Here is a 16,019-nt window from a genome sequence, read left to right on the forward strand (position 1 = left end):
TCGCGCCTCCGGTTGCGGGTCGCATACCAGGTATGCATACTCCGTTGCCATGTCCATCCGTCACGGGCTGCTCGCCCTGCTCGAACGCGGCCAGATGTACGGCTACCAGCTGCGCGCCGCGTTCGAGGAGTCGACCGGCTCGACCTGGCCGCTGAACATCGGGCAGGTCTACACCACGCTGTCCCGGCTGGAACGGGACGGGCTGGTCCGGTCGCTGCCGGAGAGCGAGGCCGGGCAGCGCCCGTACGAGATCACCGACGCCGGACGGGCGGACCTGGCCCTGTGGTTCGCCACCCCGATCAGCCGTGCCGACCGCCCCCGTGACGAACTGGCGATCAAGCTCGCCCTGGCGCTGACCACCCCGGGCGTGGACGTCCGGTCGGTGGTGCAGACCCAACGCAGCGCGACCATGCGCACGCTGCAGGAGTTGACCCGGTTGAAGTACGCCAGCGACCGCCCCGAGGACCTGCCGTGGCGGCTGGTGCTGGACGCGATGGTGTTCCAGGCCGAGGCGGAGGTCCGCTGGCTGGACCACTGCGAGAGCAGCCTGGTGCGGTACCGACCGGCGGGTGGCGGGCCGACGGCCACGGCCGGGCCGGTGGACCGGACCGACGAGGAGGTACGCCGGTGAGCACGGGCCGGGAGCCGGACGGTCCGCGGACCGGGGCGGACGACGCCGTGCTCGACCTGCGCGAGGTGCACCGCACCCACGGCACCGGCCCGGCCGCCGTGCACGCCCTGCGCGGGGTGAGCCTGTCGGTGCGGCCGGGTGAGCTGGTCGCCGTGATGGGCCCGTCCGGCTCCGGGAAGTCGACCCTGCTGGCCCTCGCCGGCGGGCTGGACAGCCCGACCGCCGGCGAGGTGCGCGTCGAGGGCCAGCCGCTGGGCGAGCTGGACCGGCGGCGGCTGGCGCAGCTGCGCCGGCGCCGGATCGGCTACATCTTCCAGGACCTCAACCTGCTCGGCAGCCTCACTGCGGTGGAGAACGTCGCCCTCCCGCTCGAACTCGACGGCGCCGGCGCGCGGCGGGCCCGCCGGCAGGCCGCGGACGCGCTGGCCGAGGTGGGCCTGCCCGAGCTGGGCGACCGCTTCCCGGACCAGCTCTCCGGCGGGCAGCAGCAGCGGGTGGCGATCGCCCGGGCGCTGGTCGGCGAGCGCCGGCTGGTGCTGGCCGACGAACCGACCGGCGCGTTGGACTCGCAGACCGGCGAGGCGGTGCTGCACCTGCTGCGCCGCCGGGTGGACGCGGGCGCGGCCGGGGTGCTGGTCACCCACGAGGCGCGGCACGCCGCCTGGGCCGACCGGGTGGTGTTCCTGCGGGACGGGGTGCTGGTCGACACGACCGCGCCGCTGGTCGGGGTCGAGCAGCTGTTGACCGGCAGCGGGCGGTGAACCCGGGCCGCGGCGCGCGGCTCGCCGGGGCGGTCGGGTCCTGGCGGGCGGCGCTGCGCATCGCCCGCCGGGAGGCCCGCCGCGCCCGGGGCCGGACCGCGCTGGTGCTGGCCATGATCACCCTGCCGGTGCTGGCGCTGAGCTTCGCCGCCGCCAGCTACGACATGTCCGAGCTGACCCGCGCCGAGCAGGTCGAGCGCCAGCTCGGGACGGCCGACGCGGAGCTGCGCTGGGTCGCCCAGGGCCCGGTGGCGCAGGACGCCTGGGGGGACGGCTGGAGCCACGAGGGCGAACCGATCCAGCCCGCGTCGGTCACCGCGAAGCAGGTCGGCGCGCTGCTGCCGGCCGGCAGCCGGGCCCTGGAGGTACGCCGCTGGGTGCCGGTCCCGGTCCGCCTCGGCGACCGGGACGAGACGCTCTCCGGCCGGGTGGTCGACCTCACCGACCCGCTCGGTGCGGGGCTGGCCCGGGTCCGCAACGGGCGGCCACCGACCGGGGCGGGCGAGATCGCGCTGAACCCGGCGGCGCTGCGCCGGCTGCACGTCCGCCCCGGCGGCACGGTCACCGCCGCCGACGGCTCCACCACCTACACCGTGGTCGGCGTGGTCGAGTTTCCCGAGGAGCTGCGCCCGGTGGCGGCGCTGCACCCGGCCGCCGCGCCCGACGCCGCGGCGGCGCCGGACAGCACCTTCCTGGTCGACCTGCCCACCACCCTCGACGGCGACCTGGTCCGCCGGCTCAACGACGCCGGGGTCGTGGTGACCGCCCGTACCCCGGCCCCGGTCCCCCCGCCGCCCGCCGACGCCGCCCTCTGGTCGGGCCGCTCCGCCGCGGTCGACGTCGAGCAGATGAGCACCGGGGTGCTGGTCGGCGGGCTGGGGCTGCTGGAGGTGGTGCTCCTGGTCGGGCCGGCCTTCGCGGTCGGCGTACGGCGCCGGCGGCGGGACCTCGCGCTGGTGGCGGTGGCCGGCGGGGACGCCGCCCAGCTGCGCCGGATCGTGCTGGCCGACGGGGTGGTGCTGGGTGCGGTCGGGGCCGTCGCCGGGGTGACGCTCGGCGTCGCGGCCGCGTTCGCCGGCCGGCCACTGGTGGAGCAGTACCTGTTCGGGGCGCGCTTCGGTGGGTACCGCTGCTGGCCGGCGGCACTGGCGACGATCGCCGGCGTCGCGGTGCTGGCCGGGGTGCTCGCCGCGCTGGCGCCGGCCTGGACGGCCGCCCGGCAGGACGTGGTCGCCGGGCTGGCCGGGCGGCGCACCGTCCCGGCGCACCGGCGGCGGTGGCTGACCGTCGGGCTGGTGCTGGCGGCCGGCGGCGCGGCGGTCGCCGCGGCGGGAGCGGCCGGGAGCAGCCCCACGGTGACCCTCGCCGGGTTGGTCCTCGGCGAGTTGGGGCTAGTCTTCGCCACCCCCACGCTGGTCGGGTCGCTCGCCCGGATCGGCCGGGCGCTGCCGCTGGCTCCCCGGATCGCGCTGCGCGACGCCAGCCGCAACCGGTCCTCGACCGCGCCGGCCATCTCCGCGGTGATGGCGGCGGTCGCCGGCAGCGTCGCCCTCGGCGTCTACCTGGCCAGCGACGAGGCCCGCGCCGACCGGATGTACGAGCCGAACCTGCCGTACGGCAACGCCGTGGTCAGTCATCCCGACCCGCTCGGCCCGGACGACGCCGCGATCCGGGCGCGGATCGCCGCGGCGGCCCGCGCCCAGCTCGGCGCCGTTGACATCGCGCCGTTGGCCACGGCCGACTGCCCGGCGGACGGCGGCGCCTGCGTGGTGAGTCCGATGCTGCCGGCGGAGCAGGTCTGCCCGTGGTCGCCCGGCGACGGCCTCTCCGCGGCCGATCGCCGGCGGGCCCGTGCCGACGCCCGCTGCCGGGACGAGGTCGACGACCGCTACGGCGGGTACTTCCAGGTAGTGGTTGACGACGGGAGCGCCCTGCCGATCCTCACCGGCGCCGAGCCGGCGGACGCGGCCGCCGCCACCGCCGTGCTGCGGGCCGGCGGGGTGGTGGTCACCGATCCGCGCTACCTGGTCGACGGCCGGGTGCGGGTGCAGGTCAGCCACCTCGGCGACGACCCGGACGCCCCGCCGCCGGCCACCGCCACCCTGCCCGGGCACGCCCTGCACAGCGGGATCAGCGCCGACCGGCTGCTGCTATCGGCACCGGCGGCCGACCGGCTCGGGCTGGTCACCCGGTCCATCGGCTGGGCGGTCGACGGAGTGCCGGACCAGCGCCGGCAGGACCGCTTCCTCGCCGCGCTGCGCCCGCTCCGGCTGCAGGTGGAGATCGAGCGTGGCCGCGAGGAGAGCGCGGCGCGTCCACTGCTGCTCCTGCTGGCGGCCGCGTCCGGGGTGATCACGGTGGGCGCCGCGGGCATCGCGACCGGGCTCGCGGCGGCCGAGGGCCGGGCGGACCTGTCCACCCTGGCGGCGGTGGGGGCCGGTCCGGGGGTACGCCGCCTGCTGTCGCTCTGCCAGGCCGGGGTGATCGCCGTGCTCGGCTCGGCGCTCGGCATCCTCGCCGGGCTCGGCACCGCCCTGATCATCCTGACCGCTACCAACCGGCGGTACGCCGCGAGCTGGCCGGTGTCGGAGCCGTACCCGGTGGTGGTCCCGTGGACCGTCCTCGGCGTCCTGGTGCTGGTGCCGCTGGTCGCGATGCTCGGCGCGGGCCTGTTCACCCGGTCCCGGCTGCCGGTCGAGCGCCGGCTGGACTGAACCGTCGGCACTGCCGGACCGGGGGGTGCCGCGAACGGCCGCCAGCCGGCACACTGGGCACCGTGCCCGTGCTGGGATCCCTCACCCGCCGACTCGGCCACCACCGCTGGTTCGGCGCCGCCGCCCGTCTGCTCGTCCCCGCCGACCGGTTGGTCGGGCGGCTCACCCGAGGGCGGGTGGTCGCGCTCGGGCTCGTCCCGTCGCTGGTCATCACCACCACCGGCCGCCGCTCCGGCAAGCCGCGCAGCAACCCGCTGCTCTACGTGCCGGACGGCGACACGTACGTGGTGACCGGCTCGAACTGGGGCCAGCAACACCAGCCCGGCTGGGCGATGAACCTGCTCGCCGACCCGGCCGCCGAGGTGGCCGTCAAGGGCCGCCGGATCCCGGTGCGCGCCGAGGTGGCCACCGGCGCCGAACGGGAGCGGCTCTGGCAACTGCTGCTGACCGAGTGGCCGGCGTACCGGACGTACGTCCAGCGGGCCGGCGGCCGGGAGATCCGCGTCTTCCGGCTGGTGCCCGCCGGGCGCGGCGCGCCCGCCACCCCGGGGGAGCCTGGCTAGGGTGGTGACGGCGCCCGGGCGACGGGCGGCACTCCGCACGAGGCAGGGGTGATCGGCGTGGACGCGAGCGCCGCGAACGCCGGGACGGACGCGTACCTGGACGATCCACGGTGGGCGGTGGCCGAGCGGGTGGCCGACGCCGCCCGGCGGCGGTTCCCGGCCGACGTGCTCGCGGTGGCGGTGCACGGCCCGCTCGCGCACGGCGACGACGACGGCGGCGGGGACGGCGAGCTCGGGCTGCTGGTGGTGACCTACCGGCCGGGCACCGGGCCACCCCCGGCCACCCGCCGGGTGGACGGCGTGCTGGTCGACCTCACGGTGGCCGGCGCGGACGACTACCTGACCCGGGCCCGCACGATCTCGTCGCTGTGGCCGCTGACCGCCGACCGGTTCGTCACCACCCGGCCGCTGCACGACCCGACCGGCTGGCTGCGCACCCTCCGCGACGAGCACCTGGGCCGGCTGGCCCGGGCCCGCCCCGCCGAGTTCAGCACCGCCGCCCGGCGTGCGTGGTACCGGGGCAGCGCGGCGCACGCCCGGGCCGCCCGGCTGGCCGAGTGGTACGAGACGGACCAGGCGCTGCTGATGCTGGGCGAGGCGCGGCTGGCGGCGGCGAGCGTCAGCGGCCTGCTCAGCCGCACCTACTTCCGCGACCCGGGCGACGCGGTGCGGCGTACCGGCCTGGCCGGCGCGGACATGACCGAGGTGGGCGCGGTGCTGGCCCGGCAGGCGGAGGAACTCGCCGCCCGCGGCCGCCCGGTCGACGGCACCGTCGACGACCTCCTCGACGGCTGACCCCGCAGCCCGCCTCGCCCGTCGATCGCCCTCGTTCAGAGAATGAGCGGCCATTCTCGCGCAGATGGCCACTCATTCCGTGAAAGTGCGCGCCCCCGGCGGAGGGCGGTCAGCCGATGCCGCCCTGGACGCCGATCAGGGCGCCGATCAGGTAGGTGGCCACGGCGGCGGCGGCGCCCAGCAGCAGCTGGCGCAGGCCGCCGGACCACCAGGCCCGGTTGGTGAACCGGGCGACCACCGCACCGGCCGCGAAGAGCCCAAGCCCGCCCACCCCGAGCGCCAGCCAGAGTTTGGTGAACCCGAGCAGGTAGGTCAGCAGCGGCACCAGGGCGCCGGCCGAGAAGAACAGGAACGACGAGATCGCCGCCGCCCAGGGGCTGGGCTGGTCGTCCGGGTCGACGCCCAGCTCCTCCCGGACGTGCACCCGCAGCGCCTCCTCGGGGTTGCGCCGGACCGCCTCCGCCACCTGCATGGCGAGGTCGCGCGGCAGCCCCCGGGCCACCCAGACGTCGGCCAGCTCGCGGGCCTCCGCCTCGGGGTGGCGTTCCAGCTCCCGCCGCTCCTTGGCCACCTCGGCGGCGACCTGCTCGTTGGCGGAGCGGACACTGGTGTACTCGCCCAGCCCCATCGAGATGGCGCCGGCCACCAGGCCGGCGGTGCCGGTCAGCACGATGCTGCGCGGCGACACCCCGCCGCCGCCGACGCCCGCGATCAGGGCGATGTTGGTGACCAGCCCGTCCATCGCGCCGAACACCGCCGGGCGCAGCCAGCCGCCGGAGACGTCCGCGTGGTGCGCCTCGCGCAGCGCCGCCGGAGTCTCGGTCACGGCAGCGTGAGGATCTCGTGGCCGTCCTCGGTCACCACGATGGTGTGCTCGAACTGGGCCGTCCAGCGGCGGTCCTTGGTGACCACCGTCCAGCCGTCGTCCCACATGTCGTACTGGTAGGTGCCGAGGGTGATCATCGGCTCGATGGTGAAGGTCATGCCGGGCTCCATCAGGTCGGTGGGGCGCGGGCTGTCGTAGTGCGGCACGTAGAGGCCGCTGTGGAAGGACTCGCCGATGCCGTGGCCGGTGAAGTCGCGGACCACCCCGTAGCCGAAGCGCTTCGCGTACGACTCGATGACCCGGCCGATCACGTTGATCTGGCGGCCCGGGGCGACCGCCCGGATGCCCCGCATCATCGCCTCGTGGGTCCGCTCGACCAGCAGCCGGGCCTCCTCGCTCACCTCGCCCACGCAGAAGGTGGCGTCGGTGTCGCCGTGCACCCCGTTGAGGTAGGCGGTGACGTCGACGTTGATGATGTCGCCGTCCTGCAGGACCGTCGAGTCCGGGATGCCGTGGCAGATCACCTCGTTGAGGCTGGTGCAGCAGGACTTCGGGAAGCCCTTGTAGCCCAGCGTGGACGGGTAGGCCCCGTGGTCGCAGAGGAACTCGTGCACCACCCGGTCGATCTCGTCGGTGGTGACCCCCGGCTTGCAGTGCTCCCCGGCGAGCTGGGTGGCCTGCGCGGCGAGCCGGCCGGCGATCCGCATCTTCTCGATGGTCTCCGGCGTCTGCACGTGCGAGCCACGCCACTCCTGCGGACGCTTCTTGCCCACGTACTCCGGGCGGGGGATGTGGGCGGGCACCTGCCGCCACGGGGAGAGCGTGCCTGGGGTCAGCGGCGCACGGACGGTCATGACGCAAGCCTATCGCCGCGGGTGTGGTGAGCCGCGCCACTGCCCACCCCGTGGCGACGGTTGCCCAGCCAGGCCGCCTGTGCCATCGTGTTCGCGTGGATCAAGGGGGCGCACCTCCCGTCTTCTCGGCGAGCGCCGAGATCGACGGCGATCACCTCCGCGTCGTGGTCGCCGGCGAGGTCGACATGGCCACCGCCGACACGATGGTGCAGACCGCGCTGCGCGAGCCCGCCGAGCGGATCACTCTCGACCTGCGCGCGGTGACCTTCTTCGACTCGGCGGCGATCCACGCGCTGGTGCGGCTCGCCCAGCAGTTCCCCGGCACGCTCACCGTGCTGCCGTCCCGGCAGGTCGGCCGGGTGCTGGAGATCGCCGGCCTGGGCGACCAGAGCTGGTTCCGCCCGGCCTGACGACCGCCCCCGCCGCGCACCGCCGTCCGGCTCAGTCCTGCAGCCGCCGGCGCAGCGTCAGCTCCGTCCCGCCGGCGGTACGGCTGACGGTCAGCTCGCCCAGCGCCCTGATCAGCGACAGCCCGCGCCCCCGGAAGCCGGATCCGGTCGGCTCCCGCCACCGGCCGCTGTCCCGGACGGTGGCCACCACGGTGCGGTCCTCGATGGTCACCTCGACGCTGATCGTCGGGTCGGTCGGGTCGACCGGGTGCTCGATGGCGTTGGCCGCGGCCTCGGAGACCGCCACCGTCAGGTCGAACAGGTCCGTCTCGCCGACCCGGTGGGCGACCAGGAAGTCCTCCAGCCGCTTGCGCAGCACGCTCAGCCGGGTCGGGTCGGCCGGCAGCCGCAGCGCGAACCGGTTGAGGTCGGTGGCCTCCAGCGCGAGCACCGCGACGTCGTCCCGGCGGGGCCGCCCGACGACCGGGCGTACCACCGCGTCGACCAGGTCGGCCACGTGCTCACCGCGCCCGGCCGCGTCGCCGCGCAGCCGGGCCAGCGCCTCGTCGATGCCGAGCTCCCGGTCCTCGATCAGGCCGTCGGTGTAGAGCAGCAGCCGGCTGCCGGCGGTCAGCTCCCCCTCGACCGTCAGGTAGGACGTGCCCGGGATCGCGCCGACCGGCGGTCCGAGCGCCCGGTCGTGCAGGAACGCCACGTGGTCTCCTCGGATCAGCAGCGGGGACGGGTGACCGGCGCTGGCGTACCGCAGCCGACCGGTCCGGGGACTGAACCAGAGGCAGACCACGGTGGCGAACGAGCGCCCCTCGGTGCTGCCGACGAGCCGGTTGAGCCGGGTCAGCGACTCGCCGGGGTCGAAGCCCTCCAGCACGTACGCGCGCAGCGCGTTGCGCAGCTGGCCCATGGCGGCGGCGGCCCGGACCCCCTTGCCGACCACGTCGCCGATCACCAGCACGAGCTCGTCGTCGCCCAGCGCGACGACGTCGTACCAGTCGCCGCCGACCTCCACGTCGGCGGTGCCGGGCAGGTAGCGACTGGCGACCACGGCGCCGGGCAGCTGCGGCAGCGACCGGGGCAGCAGGCTGTGCTGCAGCGTGGTGGCGATGCGGTGCTCGGCCTCGTAGAGCTGGGCGTTCTCCAGCCGCACCCCGACCAGCCGGGCCAGCTGGGTGAGCGCCGCCTCGTCGGTGTCCGCGCCGTCCCCGGCCGCCCGCCAGACCAGCAGTTCGCCGAGCTCCTCGCCGGCGGTCCCGGTGAGGCCCAGCACGAACGAGGGCTCGGACGAGGTGGTCCCGCCCCCGTCGGCCTCGTACCGGACCTCGCCGGCCGACACCACCACCCGGGCCGCCTCGGCCAGGTTCAGCGCGTGCCGCGCGGCGACCTGGAGCACCTCGGCGGTGGAGCGGGCGCCGTTCACCGCCACCGCGGCGTCGGCCAGCCCTCGCAGTCGCCGGATGATCTGCCCGCGGAGCTGCCCCAGCTCCACGTTGGCCCGGACCCGGGCGACCAGTTCCTGCCCGGAGAAGGGTTTGGTGAGGTAGTCGTCGGCGCCGACCGAGAGCCCGGCGACCGCCTCGGCCGACCCGGCCCGGGCGGAGAGCAGCACGATCGGCAGGTACCGGGTCCGCGGGTCGGCGCGCAGCGCCGCGACCAGCCCGAAGCCGTCCAGCCGGGGCATCATCACGTCGGTCAGCACCAGGTCGAACGGGCTCTCCACGGCCCGCCGCAGGGCCTCCACCCCGTCGGGGACCGCGACCACCTCCCAGGTCGGGGAGAGCAGCCGGGTGACGTGTTCGCGCAGGTCGGCGTTGTCGTCCGCGAGCAGGATCCGGCCCGCGGCGGGCCCGGTGCGCGGGCCGGCGGGGACCGGCTCCGGGGCCGGACCGGTCCACAGCGCGGTCTCCGCGACATAGAGGTCGGCGTGCCGCGGCTCGGCGTGCGGGCGGGTGTCCGCGTCGGCCACCCGGTCGTTCGGCAGGTGCCGGACGCCGAACGGGACGGTCACCGTGAACGTGCTGCCCGCGTCGACCCGGCTGCTGGCCGCCACCCGGCCACCGTGCATCTCGGCCAGCTCGCGGACCAGCGCGAGCCCGATCCCGGTGCCCTCGTGGGTCCGCGAGCGCACCCCGGGCACCCGGTGGAACCGCTCGAAGACGTGCGGCAGCTCGTCCGGCACGATGCCGACGCCGGTGTCGCTGACCTCCAGCCGGGCGGCCCCGTCGACCGCGCGGACCCGCACCCGGATCTCCCCGTGGAAGGTGAACTTCACCGCGTTCGAGACCAGGTTGAGGACGATCTTCTCCCACATCTCCCGGTCCACGAAGACCGGAGCGGGCAGCGGCGGGCAGTCCACCACCAGGCGCAGGCCGGCCCGCTCGGTCGACGAGCGGAACGTGCTGGCCAGCCGGGCGGTGTAGCTGGCCAGGTCGGTGGGCTGGTAGTGGGCGGTGAGCCGGCCCGATTCCAGCCGGGAGAAGTCGAGCACCGTGTTGACCAGCTTGAGCAGCCGCATCGCGTTGCGGTGCATCATGGTGAGCCGGTCGGTGTACGCGCCGGGCAGCGCCGGGTCGGCGAGCAGGTCCTCCAGCGGGCCGAGCACCAGGGTCAGCGGCGTGCGGAACTCGTGGCTGACGTTGGCGAAGAAGTTCGTCTTGGCCCGGTCGAGGGCGGCCAGCTCCGCGGCCCGGGCGCGCTCCTGCTCGTACGCCAGCTGGCGGCCGACCGCCCGGGACAGCTGCGCGGCGACCAGGTCGACGAAGTTGCGGTAGTCGTCGGTGAGCGGGAGCCGCCGCGCGACGCCGAGCAGCACGGCGCCGACGGTCTCGTTGGCGGCGGTGACCGGCAGCAGCAGCGCCTGCCCGGCGGCGCCGGCCGGCACCACGTCGAGCAGGTCGGCGACCTCGACGGCGCTGGCGCCGTCGGCGTCGAGGCGGGTGAGCACCGCCGACGGCGGCACCGTCACCGCGGAGGGGGCCACCCCGGCGCAGCTGGCGAGGGAGAACTCGCCGGCGCCGTCGCGCAGGTAGAGCAGGGCGAAGGGCAGGTCGGCGCGGTGCCGGCCGAGCACCCCGACGGCGACCCGGCCGAGTTCGGCCGTGCCGCCCACCTCGGCCAGCTCGGAGCCCAGCTCGGCCAGTGCCCGCAGCCGGCGCTCGCCGAGCACCCGGCCGGTCGTCTCGTTGACGATGCAGAAGATGCCGTCGACCGTGCCGTCGGCGCCGCGGATCGGGTCGTAGGAGACGTTGAAGTAGGTCTCCTCGAGGAAGCCGTACCGGTCGAGGAGGAACTGGTGGTCCTCGCCGCGGTAGGACCGGCCGGTGCGCCGGACCCCGTCGAGCAGCGGTCCCAGCACCTCCCAGGTCTCCTCCCAGTGGTGCCGGGCCGGCTGGCAGAGCGCCTCGGGGTGCTTGCCGCCGATGGTCGGGCGGTAGGCGTCGTTGTAGAAGGCCAGCCGCTCCTCGCCCCAGAACATCACGATCTGCGCGCTGGAGGCGAGCATCATGCTGACCGCGCTGGTCAGCGCCGACGGCCAGGCGCGCGGGTGGCCGACCGGGCTGGTGGACCAGTCGACGGCGCGCAGCCGCTCGCCCATCTCGCCGCCGCTGGCGAAGGCGGCGGCGAGCAGTGGGGGAAGGTCTCCGTCGGCACCGTCGAGGGCGTGCTCCCCGTCCGCGCCCCCCAGGGCCGAGCTCATGCAACCTCCCGCTCCGGCCGTCCCCGCTCCGGCCGGTGATCGACCGGCCGTGCCCCGCCTTGTACCCCGACGGGGCAGCAACGTAACGCATGGCGCCCGATGGACGCTGGTTACCGGGGCCACACCCCGCCGGCCGCGTCGCACCGCCCCGGCCCCGGACGCCGGCGGTCCGCCGCTCCGGTTGCCGGGAGCGCCTGCGGCAGCAGGTTCGGTCCCGTTGATGGGACTTACCCCGGGCGGCGGAGCAGCCGCTCGAACCGGGATGTGACCTCGGTAACACTTCGCCACCGTCCACATCGCGCACCGGATGCCACCACCGCCGCCCTGCGGTCACCGGGGCACGGCGGCCCGGCTTCCGGCGGCCTGGACCAGCGCGGTGAGCGGACGGGGGTCGACGGCGTTCTCCGGGTGCCACTGCACGCCCAGCACGAACGGGCGGCCCGGATCCTCGACCGCCTCCACCACCCCGTCGTCCGACCAACCCGTGACGGCCAGCCGCCCCGGGTCGGCGACCGCCTGGTGGTGGTACGAGTCGACCCGGTCCACGCCGGCCATCACCCGCGCCGCGAGGCTGCCGGGCGTGAACCGCACGCCGTGCGCGCCGTAGACCCCGGGGGCGGGGCGGTGCCCGTCGTGGCCCAGCAGGTCGGGCAGGTGCTGGTGCAGCGCGCCGCCGCAGGCCACCACGAGCAGTTGCATCCCCCGGCAGACGCCGAGCACCGGCAGCCGGGCGTCGAGTGCGGCGTGCAGCAGGGTCAGCTCACCGGCGTCCCGTCCGGGCCGGCTCTCCGTCCGGGGCGCGGGTGGCTCGCCGTACCGGGCCGGGTCGACGTCGGCGCCGCCGGCCAGCACCAGGCCGTCGAGCACCCGCACCACGTCGGCGTCCAGGTCGTCCGGCGGCAACACCACCGCCCGGCCACCGGCCGCGGTCACCGCCCGGACGTACGCCTCGGGCACCAGCACCGCCGGGACGTTCCGCCACACCCCCCAGCCGGCCGGCTCGACGTACGCGGTGACGCCGATCAGCGGCCGGGTCACAGCGGCGTCACGTACGCGCCGGTGATGCCGCCGTCGACGACGAACTGGGCGGCGGTCATGAAGGAGGCGTCGTCGCTGGCCAGGAAGGCCACCGCGGCGGCGATCTCCGCCGGTTCGCCGAACCGGCCCATCGGCACGTGCACCAGCCGGCGGGCGGCCCGCTCCGGGTCGGCGGCGAAGAGTTCCCGCAGCAGCGGGGTGGCGACCGGGCCGGGACAGAGCGCGTTGACCCGGATGCCCTCCCGGGCGAACTGCACGCCCAGCTCCCGGGTCATCGCCAGCACCCCGCCCTTGCTCGCGGTGTACGCGATCTGCGAGGTGGCCGCCCCCATCAGCGCGACGAACGAGGCGGTGTTGATGATCGAACCCTTGCCCTGCCGGCGCATGTGCGGGATGGCGTACTTGCAGCAGAGGTAGACGCTGGTGGTGTTGACCCGCAGCACCCGTTCCCAGGCCTCGATCCCGGTGGTCAGGATGGAGTCGTCCTCGGGCGGGGAGATGCCGGCGTTGTTGAAGGCGATGTCCACCCGGCCGTGCCGCGCCGCCACCCCGTCGAACAGTTCCCGGACGGCCGCCTCGTCGGCGACGTCCGCCGCGACGAACTCGCCGCGAATCTCGTCCGCCACCCGCTTGCCCGCCTCGGCGTCGATGTCGACGCAGACCACCCGGGCCCCCTCGGCGGCGAACCGCCGTGCCGTTGCCAGCCCGATCCCACTGCCCGCCCCGGTGACCACGGCCACCCGGTCCTGCAACCGACCCTGCACTGGTCCTCCCCCATCTGCTCGGCCGGCGTCCCGCCGCCGGCTCAGCCGTGTCTCGGCCGGCTCCGCCGGCTCAGCCCTGCGCCGGCCGGCGTCCACCGGCTCAGCCGTCCGTCGCGATGAACACGTTCTTGACGTCGGTGAAGGCGTGCAGCGCGTCCGGGCCGAGTTCCCGGCCCAGCCCGGAGCGCTTCATCCCGCCGAACGGGGTCCAGTACCGCACCGAGGAGTGCGAGTTGACGCTGAGGTTGCCCGACTCCACCGCCCGCGCCACCCGCACCGCCCGGCCCACGTCCCGGGTCCAGATCGAGCCGGAGAGGCCGTACTCGGTGTCGTTGGCGAGCCGGACCGCGTCGGCCTCGTCGTCGAACGGCAGCACCGAGACCACCGGGCCGAAGATCTCCTCCCGCCAGTGCCGGTCGGCGGGCGTGTCGGCGAGCAGCACGGTCGGCGGGTACCACCAGCCGACGCCCGCCGGGCAGGAGCCGGTGAAGGCCACCCGCGCGTCGTCGACGTAGCCGGCGACCCGGTCCCGCTGGGCGGCGGAGATCAGCGGGCCCATCTCGGCGGTCTCCCGGGCCGGGTCCTCGACCCGCAGGGCGCGCACCGCCGGTTCGAGCAGTTCGAGGAACCGGTCGTACACCGGCCGCTGGACCAGGATCCGGGACCGGGCGCAGCAGTCCTGCCCGGCGTTGTCGAAGACCGCGTACGGGGCGGTCGCCGCGGCCCGCTCCAGGTCGGCGTCGGCGAAGACCAGGTTGGCGCTCTTGCCGCCAAGTTCCAGGGTGACCCGCTTCACCTGGGCCGCGCAGCCGGCCATGATCCGGGTGCCGACCTCGGTGGAGCCGGTGAAGCAGACCTTGCGGACGGCGGGGTGGGTGACGAACCGCTCCCCGACCACCGGGCCCGCGCCGGGCAGCACGGTGAACACGTCCTCGGGCAGCCCCGCTTCGCGGGCCAGCTCGGCCAGGCGCAGCGCGGTCAGCGGGGTCAGCTCGGCCGGTTTCAGCACCACCGTGTTGCCGGCCGCCAGCGCGGGCGCGAAGCCCCACCCGGCGATCGGCATCGGAAAGTTCCACGGCACGATCACCCCGACCACCCCGAGCGGTTCGTGGAAGGTGACGTCCAGGCCGCCCGGCACGGGGATCTGCCGGCCGATGAGCCGTTCCGGCGCGCCGGCGTAGTAGTCGAGCACGTCCCGGACGTTGCCCGCCTCCCACCGGGCGTTGCCGATGGTGTGCCCCGAGTTGCGCACCTCCAGCCGCGCCAGCTCTTCGAGATGCGCGTCCACCACGGCCGCGAACCGCCGCAGCAGCCGCGCCCGGTCCCCCGGCGCGACCCCCCGCCACCTCTCGTACGCCGCCGCCGCCCGCCCGATCGCCGCGTCCACCTCGCCCGCCGAGGCCCCCGCCACCTCCCGTACCACCTCCCCGGTAGCCGGATTCACCACGCTCGTCACGCCCCCCGCCCCCTTCTCGCCGATCCTGCGGTTGCCGCCCCGACAAGAGCCGCTCATCGCCGCGAACCAGCGGCGGAAAGACGATCGCGGGGAGGTGCCGCGGGTCAGAGGCGTTCGAAGCCACGGCGGAGTTCCCAGTCGGTGACGGCGGCGTCGAAGGCGGCCAGCTCTACGCGGGCCTGGTTGGCGTAGTGGGCGACCACCTCGGCGCCGAACGCCTCGGTGGCGAGGGGGGACGCTTCCCAGAGGGCGAGGGCGTCGCGCAGCGTGCCCGGGACCCGCTCGGCGGCCCGGTCGTCGTACGCGTTGCCGATGCACTCCTCGCCCAGCGGCAGCTCCCGCTCGATGCCGTGCACCGCGCCGGCGACCAGCGCCGCGATGGCCAGGTACGGGTTGACGTCCGCGCCGGGCACCCGGTTCTCCACCCGCATGCCCTGGCCGTGGCCGACCAGCCGCAGCGCGCAGGTGCGGTTGTCGGTGCCCCACCGCAGCGCGGTCGGGGCGAACGAGCCGGGCTGGTAGCGCTTGTAGGAGTTGACGTTCGGGGCGAAGAAGAGGCTGAACTCCCGCATGCTGGCCAGCAGCCCGGCCAGCACCCGCTGGCCGGTCATCGACAGGTGCGCCGGCCCGTCGCCGAGCATCGCCGAGCGGCCGGTGGCGTCGCGCAGCGAGAAGTGGATGTGGCAGGAGTTGCCCTCGCGGGCGTTCGGCTTCGCCATGAAGGTGATCGACATGCCCTCCTGGGCGGCGATCTCCTTGGCCCCGTTCTTGTAGATGACGTGGTGGTCGGCGCAGGCCACCGCCTCGTCGTAGCGGAAGGCGATCTCGTGCTGGCCGAGGTTGCACTCGCCCTTGGCGCTCTCCGGGCTCAGCCCGGCGCCGGCCATCTCGCGCCGGATGCGCCGCAGCAGCGGCTCCACCCGGGCGGTGCCGAGCAGCGAGTAGTCCACGTTGTACTGGTTGGCCGGGGTCAGCTCCCGGTAGCCGCGCCGCCACGCCTCCTCGTACGAGTCGCGGAACAGCACGAACTCCAGCTCGGTGCCGGCGTACGCGGTCAGCCCGTGCCCGGCGAGCCGCCCCAGCTGCCGGCGCAGGATCTGCCGCGGCGAGGCGACCACCGGGCCAGCGCCGTCCAGCCAGGCCAGGTCGGCCAGCAGCAGGGCGGTGCCCGGCTGCCAGGGCACCCGGCGCAGCGTCTCGAAGTCGGGCAGCATGGCGAAGTCGCCGTAGCCGCGCTCCCAGCCCGACATGGCGTACCCGTCGACGGTGTTCATGTCGACGTCGACAGCGAGCAGGTAGTTACACCCCTCGCTGCCGTGCGCGACCACCTGGTCCAGGAAGTACGGCGCGTGGAACCGCTTGCCCTGCAGCCGGCCCTGCATGTCGACCAGGGCCAGCACCACCGTGTCGATCTCGCCCTCGGCGACGGCGACCCGCAGCTGTTCCAGTGTGAGCGGTGCTCTCCTCATTCGCGGGCCTCCATCACCAAGGTCTACCGGCCAGACGTGATCACCGT

At 75.3% G+C, this 16,019-nt stretch carries 13 protein-coding genes; 6 read left to right on the plus strand and 7 right to left on the minus strand.

What is annotated here, in order from left to right; translation table 11 throughout:
• The first annotated feature begins 49 nt into the window (after positions 1-49).
• From ACVCAH_RS08975 to ACVCAH_RS08995, 5 genes are all read left to right on the plus strand, one after another.
• Complete coding sequence (locus tag ACVCAH_RS08975) at positions 50-631, plus strand: PadR family transcriptional regulator (protein WP_447135579.1); 582 nt, start codon at positions 50-52, stop codon at positions 629-631.
• The gene (locus tag ACVCAH_RS08980; protein ID WP_447135580.1) at positions 628-1,392 is read left to right on the plus strand and encodes an ABC transporter ATP-binding protein; all 765 of its coding nucleotides are present in this window, start codon (positions 628-630) and stop codon (positions 1,390-1,392) included. The genes ACVCAH_RS08975 and ACVCAH_RS08980 overlap by 4 nt, the downstream gene beginning before the upstream one ends.
• Positions 1,389-4,106, plus strand: a complete 2,718-nt coding sequence (locus tag ACVCAH_RS08985; RefSeq protein ID WP_447135581.1) for an FtsX-like permease family protein — start codon at positions 1,389-1,391, stop codon at positions 4,104-4,106. Before ACVCAH_RS08980 ends, ACVCAH_RS08985 begins: the two co-directional genes overlap by 4 nt.
• A gap of 62 nt (positions 4,107-4,168) precedes the next feature.
• Positions 4,169-4,669, plus strand: coding sequence for a nitroreductase/quinone reductase family protein (locus ACVCAH_RS08990; RefSeq protein WP_447135582.1), 501 nt, complete (start codon positions 4,169-4,171; stop codon positions 4,667-4,669).
• A 57-nt stretch (positions 4,670-4,726) separates the two neighbouring features.
• Complete coding sequence (locus tag ACVCAH_RS08995) at positions 4,727-5,464, plus strand: nucleotidyltransferase domain-containing protein (RefSeq protein ID WP_447135583.1); 738 nt, start codon at positions 4,727-4,729, stop codon at positions 5,462-5,464.
• Between the two features lie 109 nt (positions 5,465-5,573).
• On the opposite strand, the gene ACVCAH_RS09000 is transcribed toward ACVCAH_RS08995, so the two are convergent.
• Positions 5,574-6,290, minus strand: a complete 717-nt coding sequence (locus ACVCAH_RS09000; protein WP_447135584.1) for a VIT1/CCC1 transporter family protein — start codon at positions 6,288-6,290, stop codon at positions 5,574-5,576.
• Positions 6,287-7,144: a type I methionyl aminopeptidase gene (gene map, locus ACVCAH_RS09005; protein ID WP_447135585.1), complete on the minus strand. Its 858-nt coding sequence runs from the start codon at positions 7,142-7,144 to the stop codon at positions 6,287-6,289. Before map ends, ACVCAH_RS09000 begins: the two co-directional genes overlap by 4 nt.
• Before the next feature lie 95 nt (positions 7,145-7,239).
• Here map and ACVCAH_RS09010 point away from each other — a divergent pair, with 95 nt between their 5' ends.
• Positions 7,240-7,554, plus strand: coding sequence for an STAS domain-containing protein (locus ACVCAH_RS09010; RefSeq protein ID WP_447135586.1), 315 nt, complete (start codon positions 7,240-7,242; stop codon positions 7,552-7,554).
• A gap of 31 nt (positions 7,555-7,585) precedes the next feature.
• On the opposite strand, the gene ACVCAH_RS09015 is transcribed toward ACVCAH_RS09010, so the two are convergent.
• The 5 genes from ACVCAH_RS09015 to ACVCAH_RS09035 form a co-directional block, all read right to left on the minus strand.
• Complete coding sequence (locus tag ACVCAH_RS09015; RefSeq protein WP_447135587.1) at positions 7,586-11,245, minus strand: SpoIIE family protein phosphatase; 3,660 nt, start codon at positions 11,243-11,245, stop codon at positions 7,586-7,588.
• Between the two features lie 330 nt (positions 11,246-11,575).
• On the minus strand, positions 11,576-12,283 hold the full coding sequence (locus tag ACVCAH_RS09020) for a gamma-glutamyl-gamma-aminobutyrate hydrolase family protein (protein ID WP_447135588.1): 708 nt from the start codon (positions 12,281-12,283) through the stop codon (positions 11,576-11,578).
• Positions 12,280-13,047: a 3-oxoacyl-ACP reductase gene (locus ACVCAH_RS09025; RefSeq protein ID WP_447135589.1), complete on the minus strand. Its 768-nt coding sequence runs from the start codon at positions 13,045-13,047 to the stop codon at positions 12,280-12,282. The genes ACVCAH_RS09020 and ACVCAH_RS09025 overlap by 4 nt, the downstream gene beginning before the upstream one ends.
• Positions 13,048-13,147: 100 nt before the next feature.
• Entirely contained in the window at positions 13,148-14,503 is a 1,356-nt protein-coding gene (locus tag ACVCAH_RS09030) for an aldehyde dehydrogenase family protein (RefSeq protein WP_447135590.1), read from the minus strand.
• Between the two features lie 104 nt (positions 14,504-14,607).
• Entirely contained in the window at positions 14,608-15,972 is a 1,365-nt protein-coding gene (locus ACVCAH_RS09035; RefSeq protein WP_447135591.1) for a glutamine synthetase family protein, read from the minus strand.
• Positions 15,973-16,019 lie beyond the last annotated feature (47 nt).

It is taken from the genome of Micromonospora sp. LZ34, assembly GCF_052981855.1.

Bases quoted from the DNA above. Each gene is read 5' to 3' on its own strand.
- ACVCAH_RS08975 (WP_447135579.1), top strand. From the start codon at position 50: ATGTCCATCCGTCACGGGCTGCTCGCCCTGCTCGAACGCGGCCAGATG.
- map (WP_447135585.1), bottom strand. From the start codon at position 7,144: ATGACCGTCCGTGCGCCGCTGACCCCAGGCACGCTCTCCCCGTGGCGG.
- ACVCAH_RS09015 (WP_447135587.1), bottom strand. From the start codon at position 11,245: ATGAGCTCGGCCCTGGGGGGCGCGGACGGGGAGCACGCCCTCGACGGT.
- ACVCAH_RS09035 (WP_447135591.1), bottom strand. From the start codon at position 15,972: ATGAGGAGAGCACCGCTCACACTGGAACAGCTGCGGGTCGCCGTCGCC.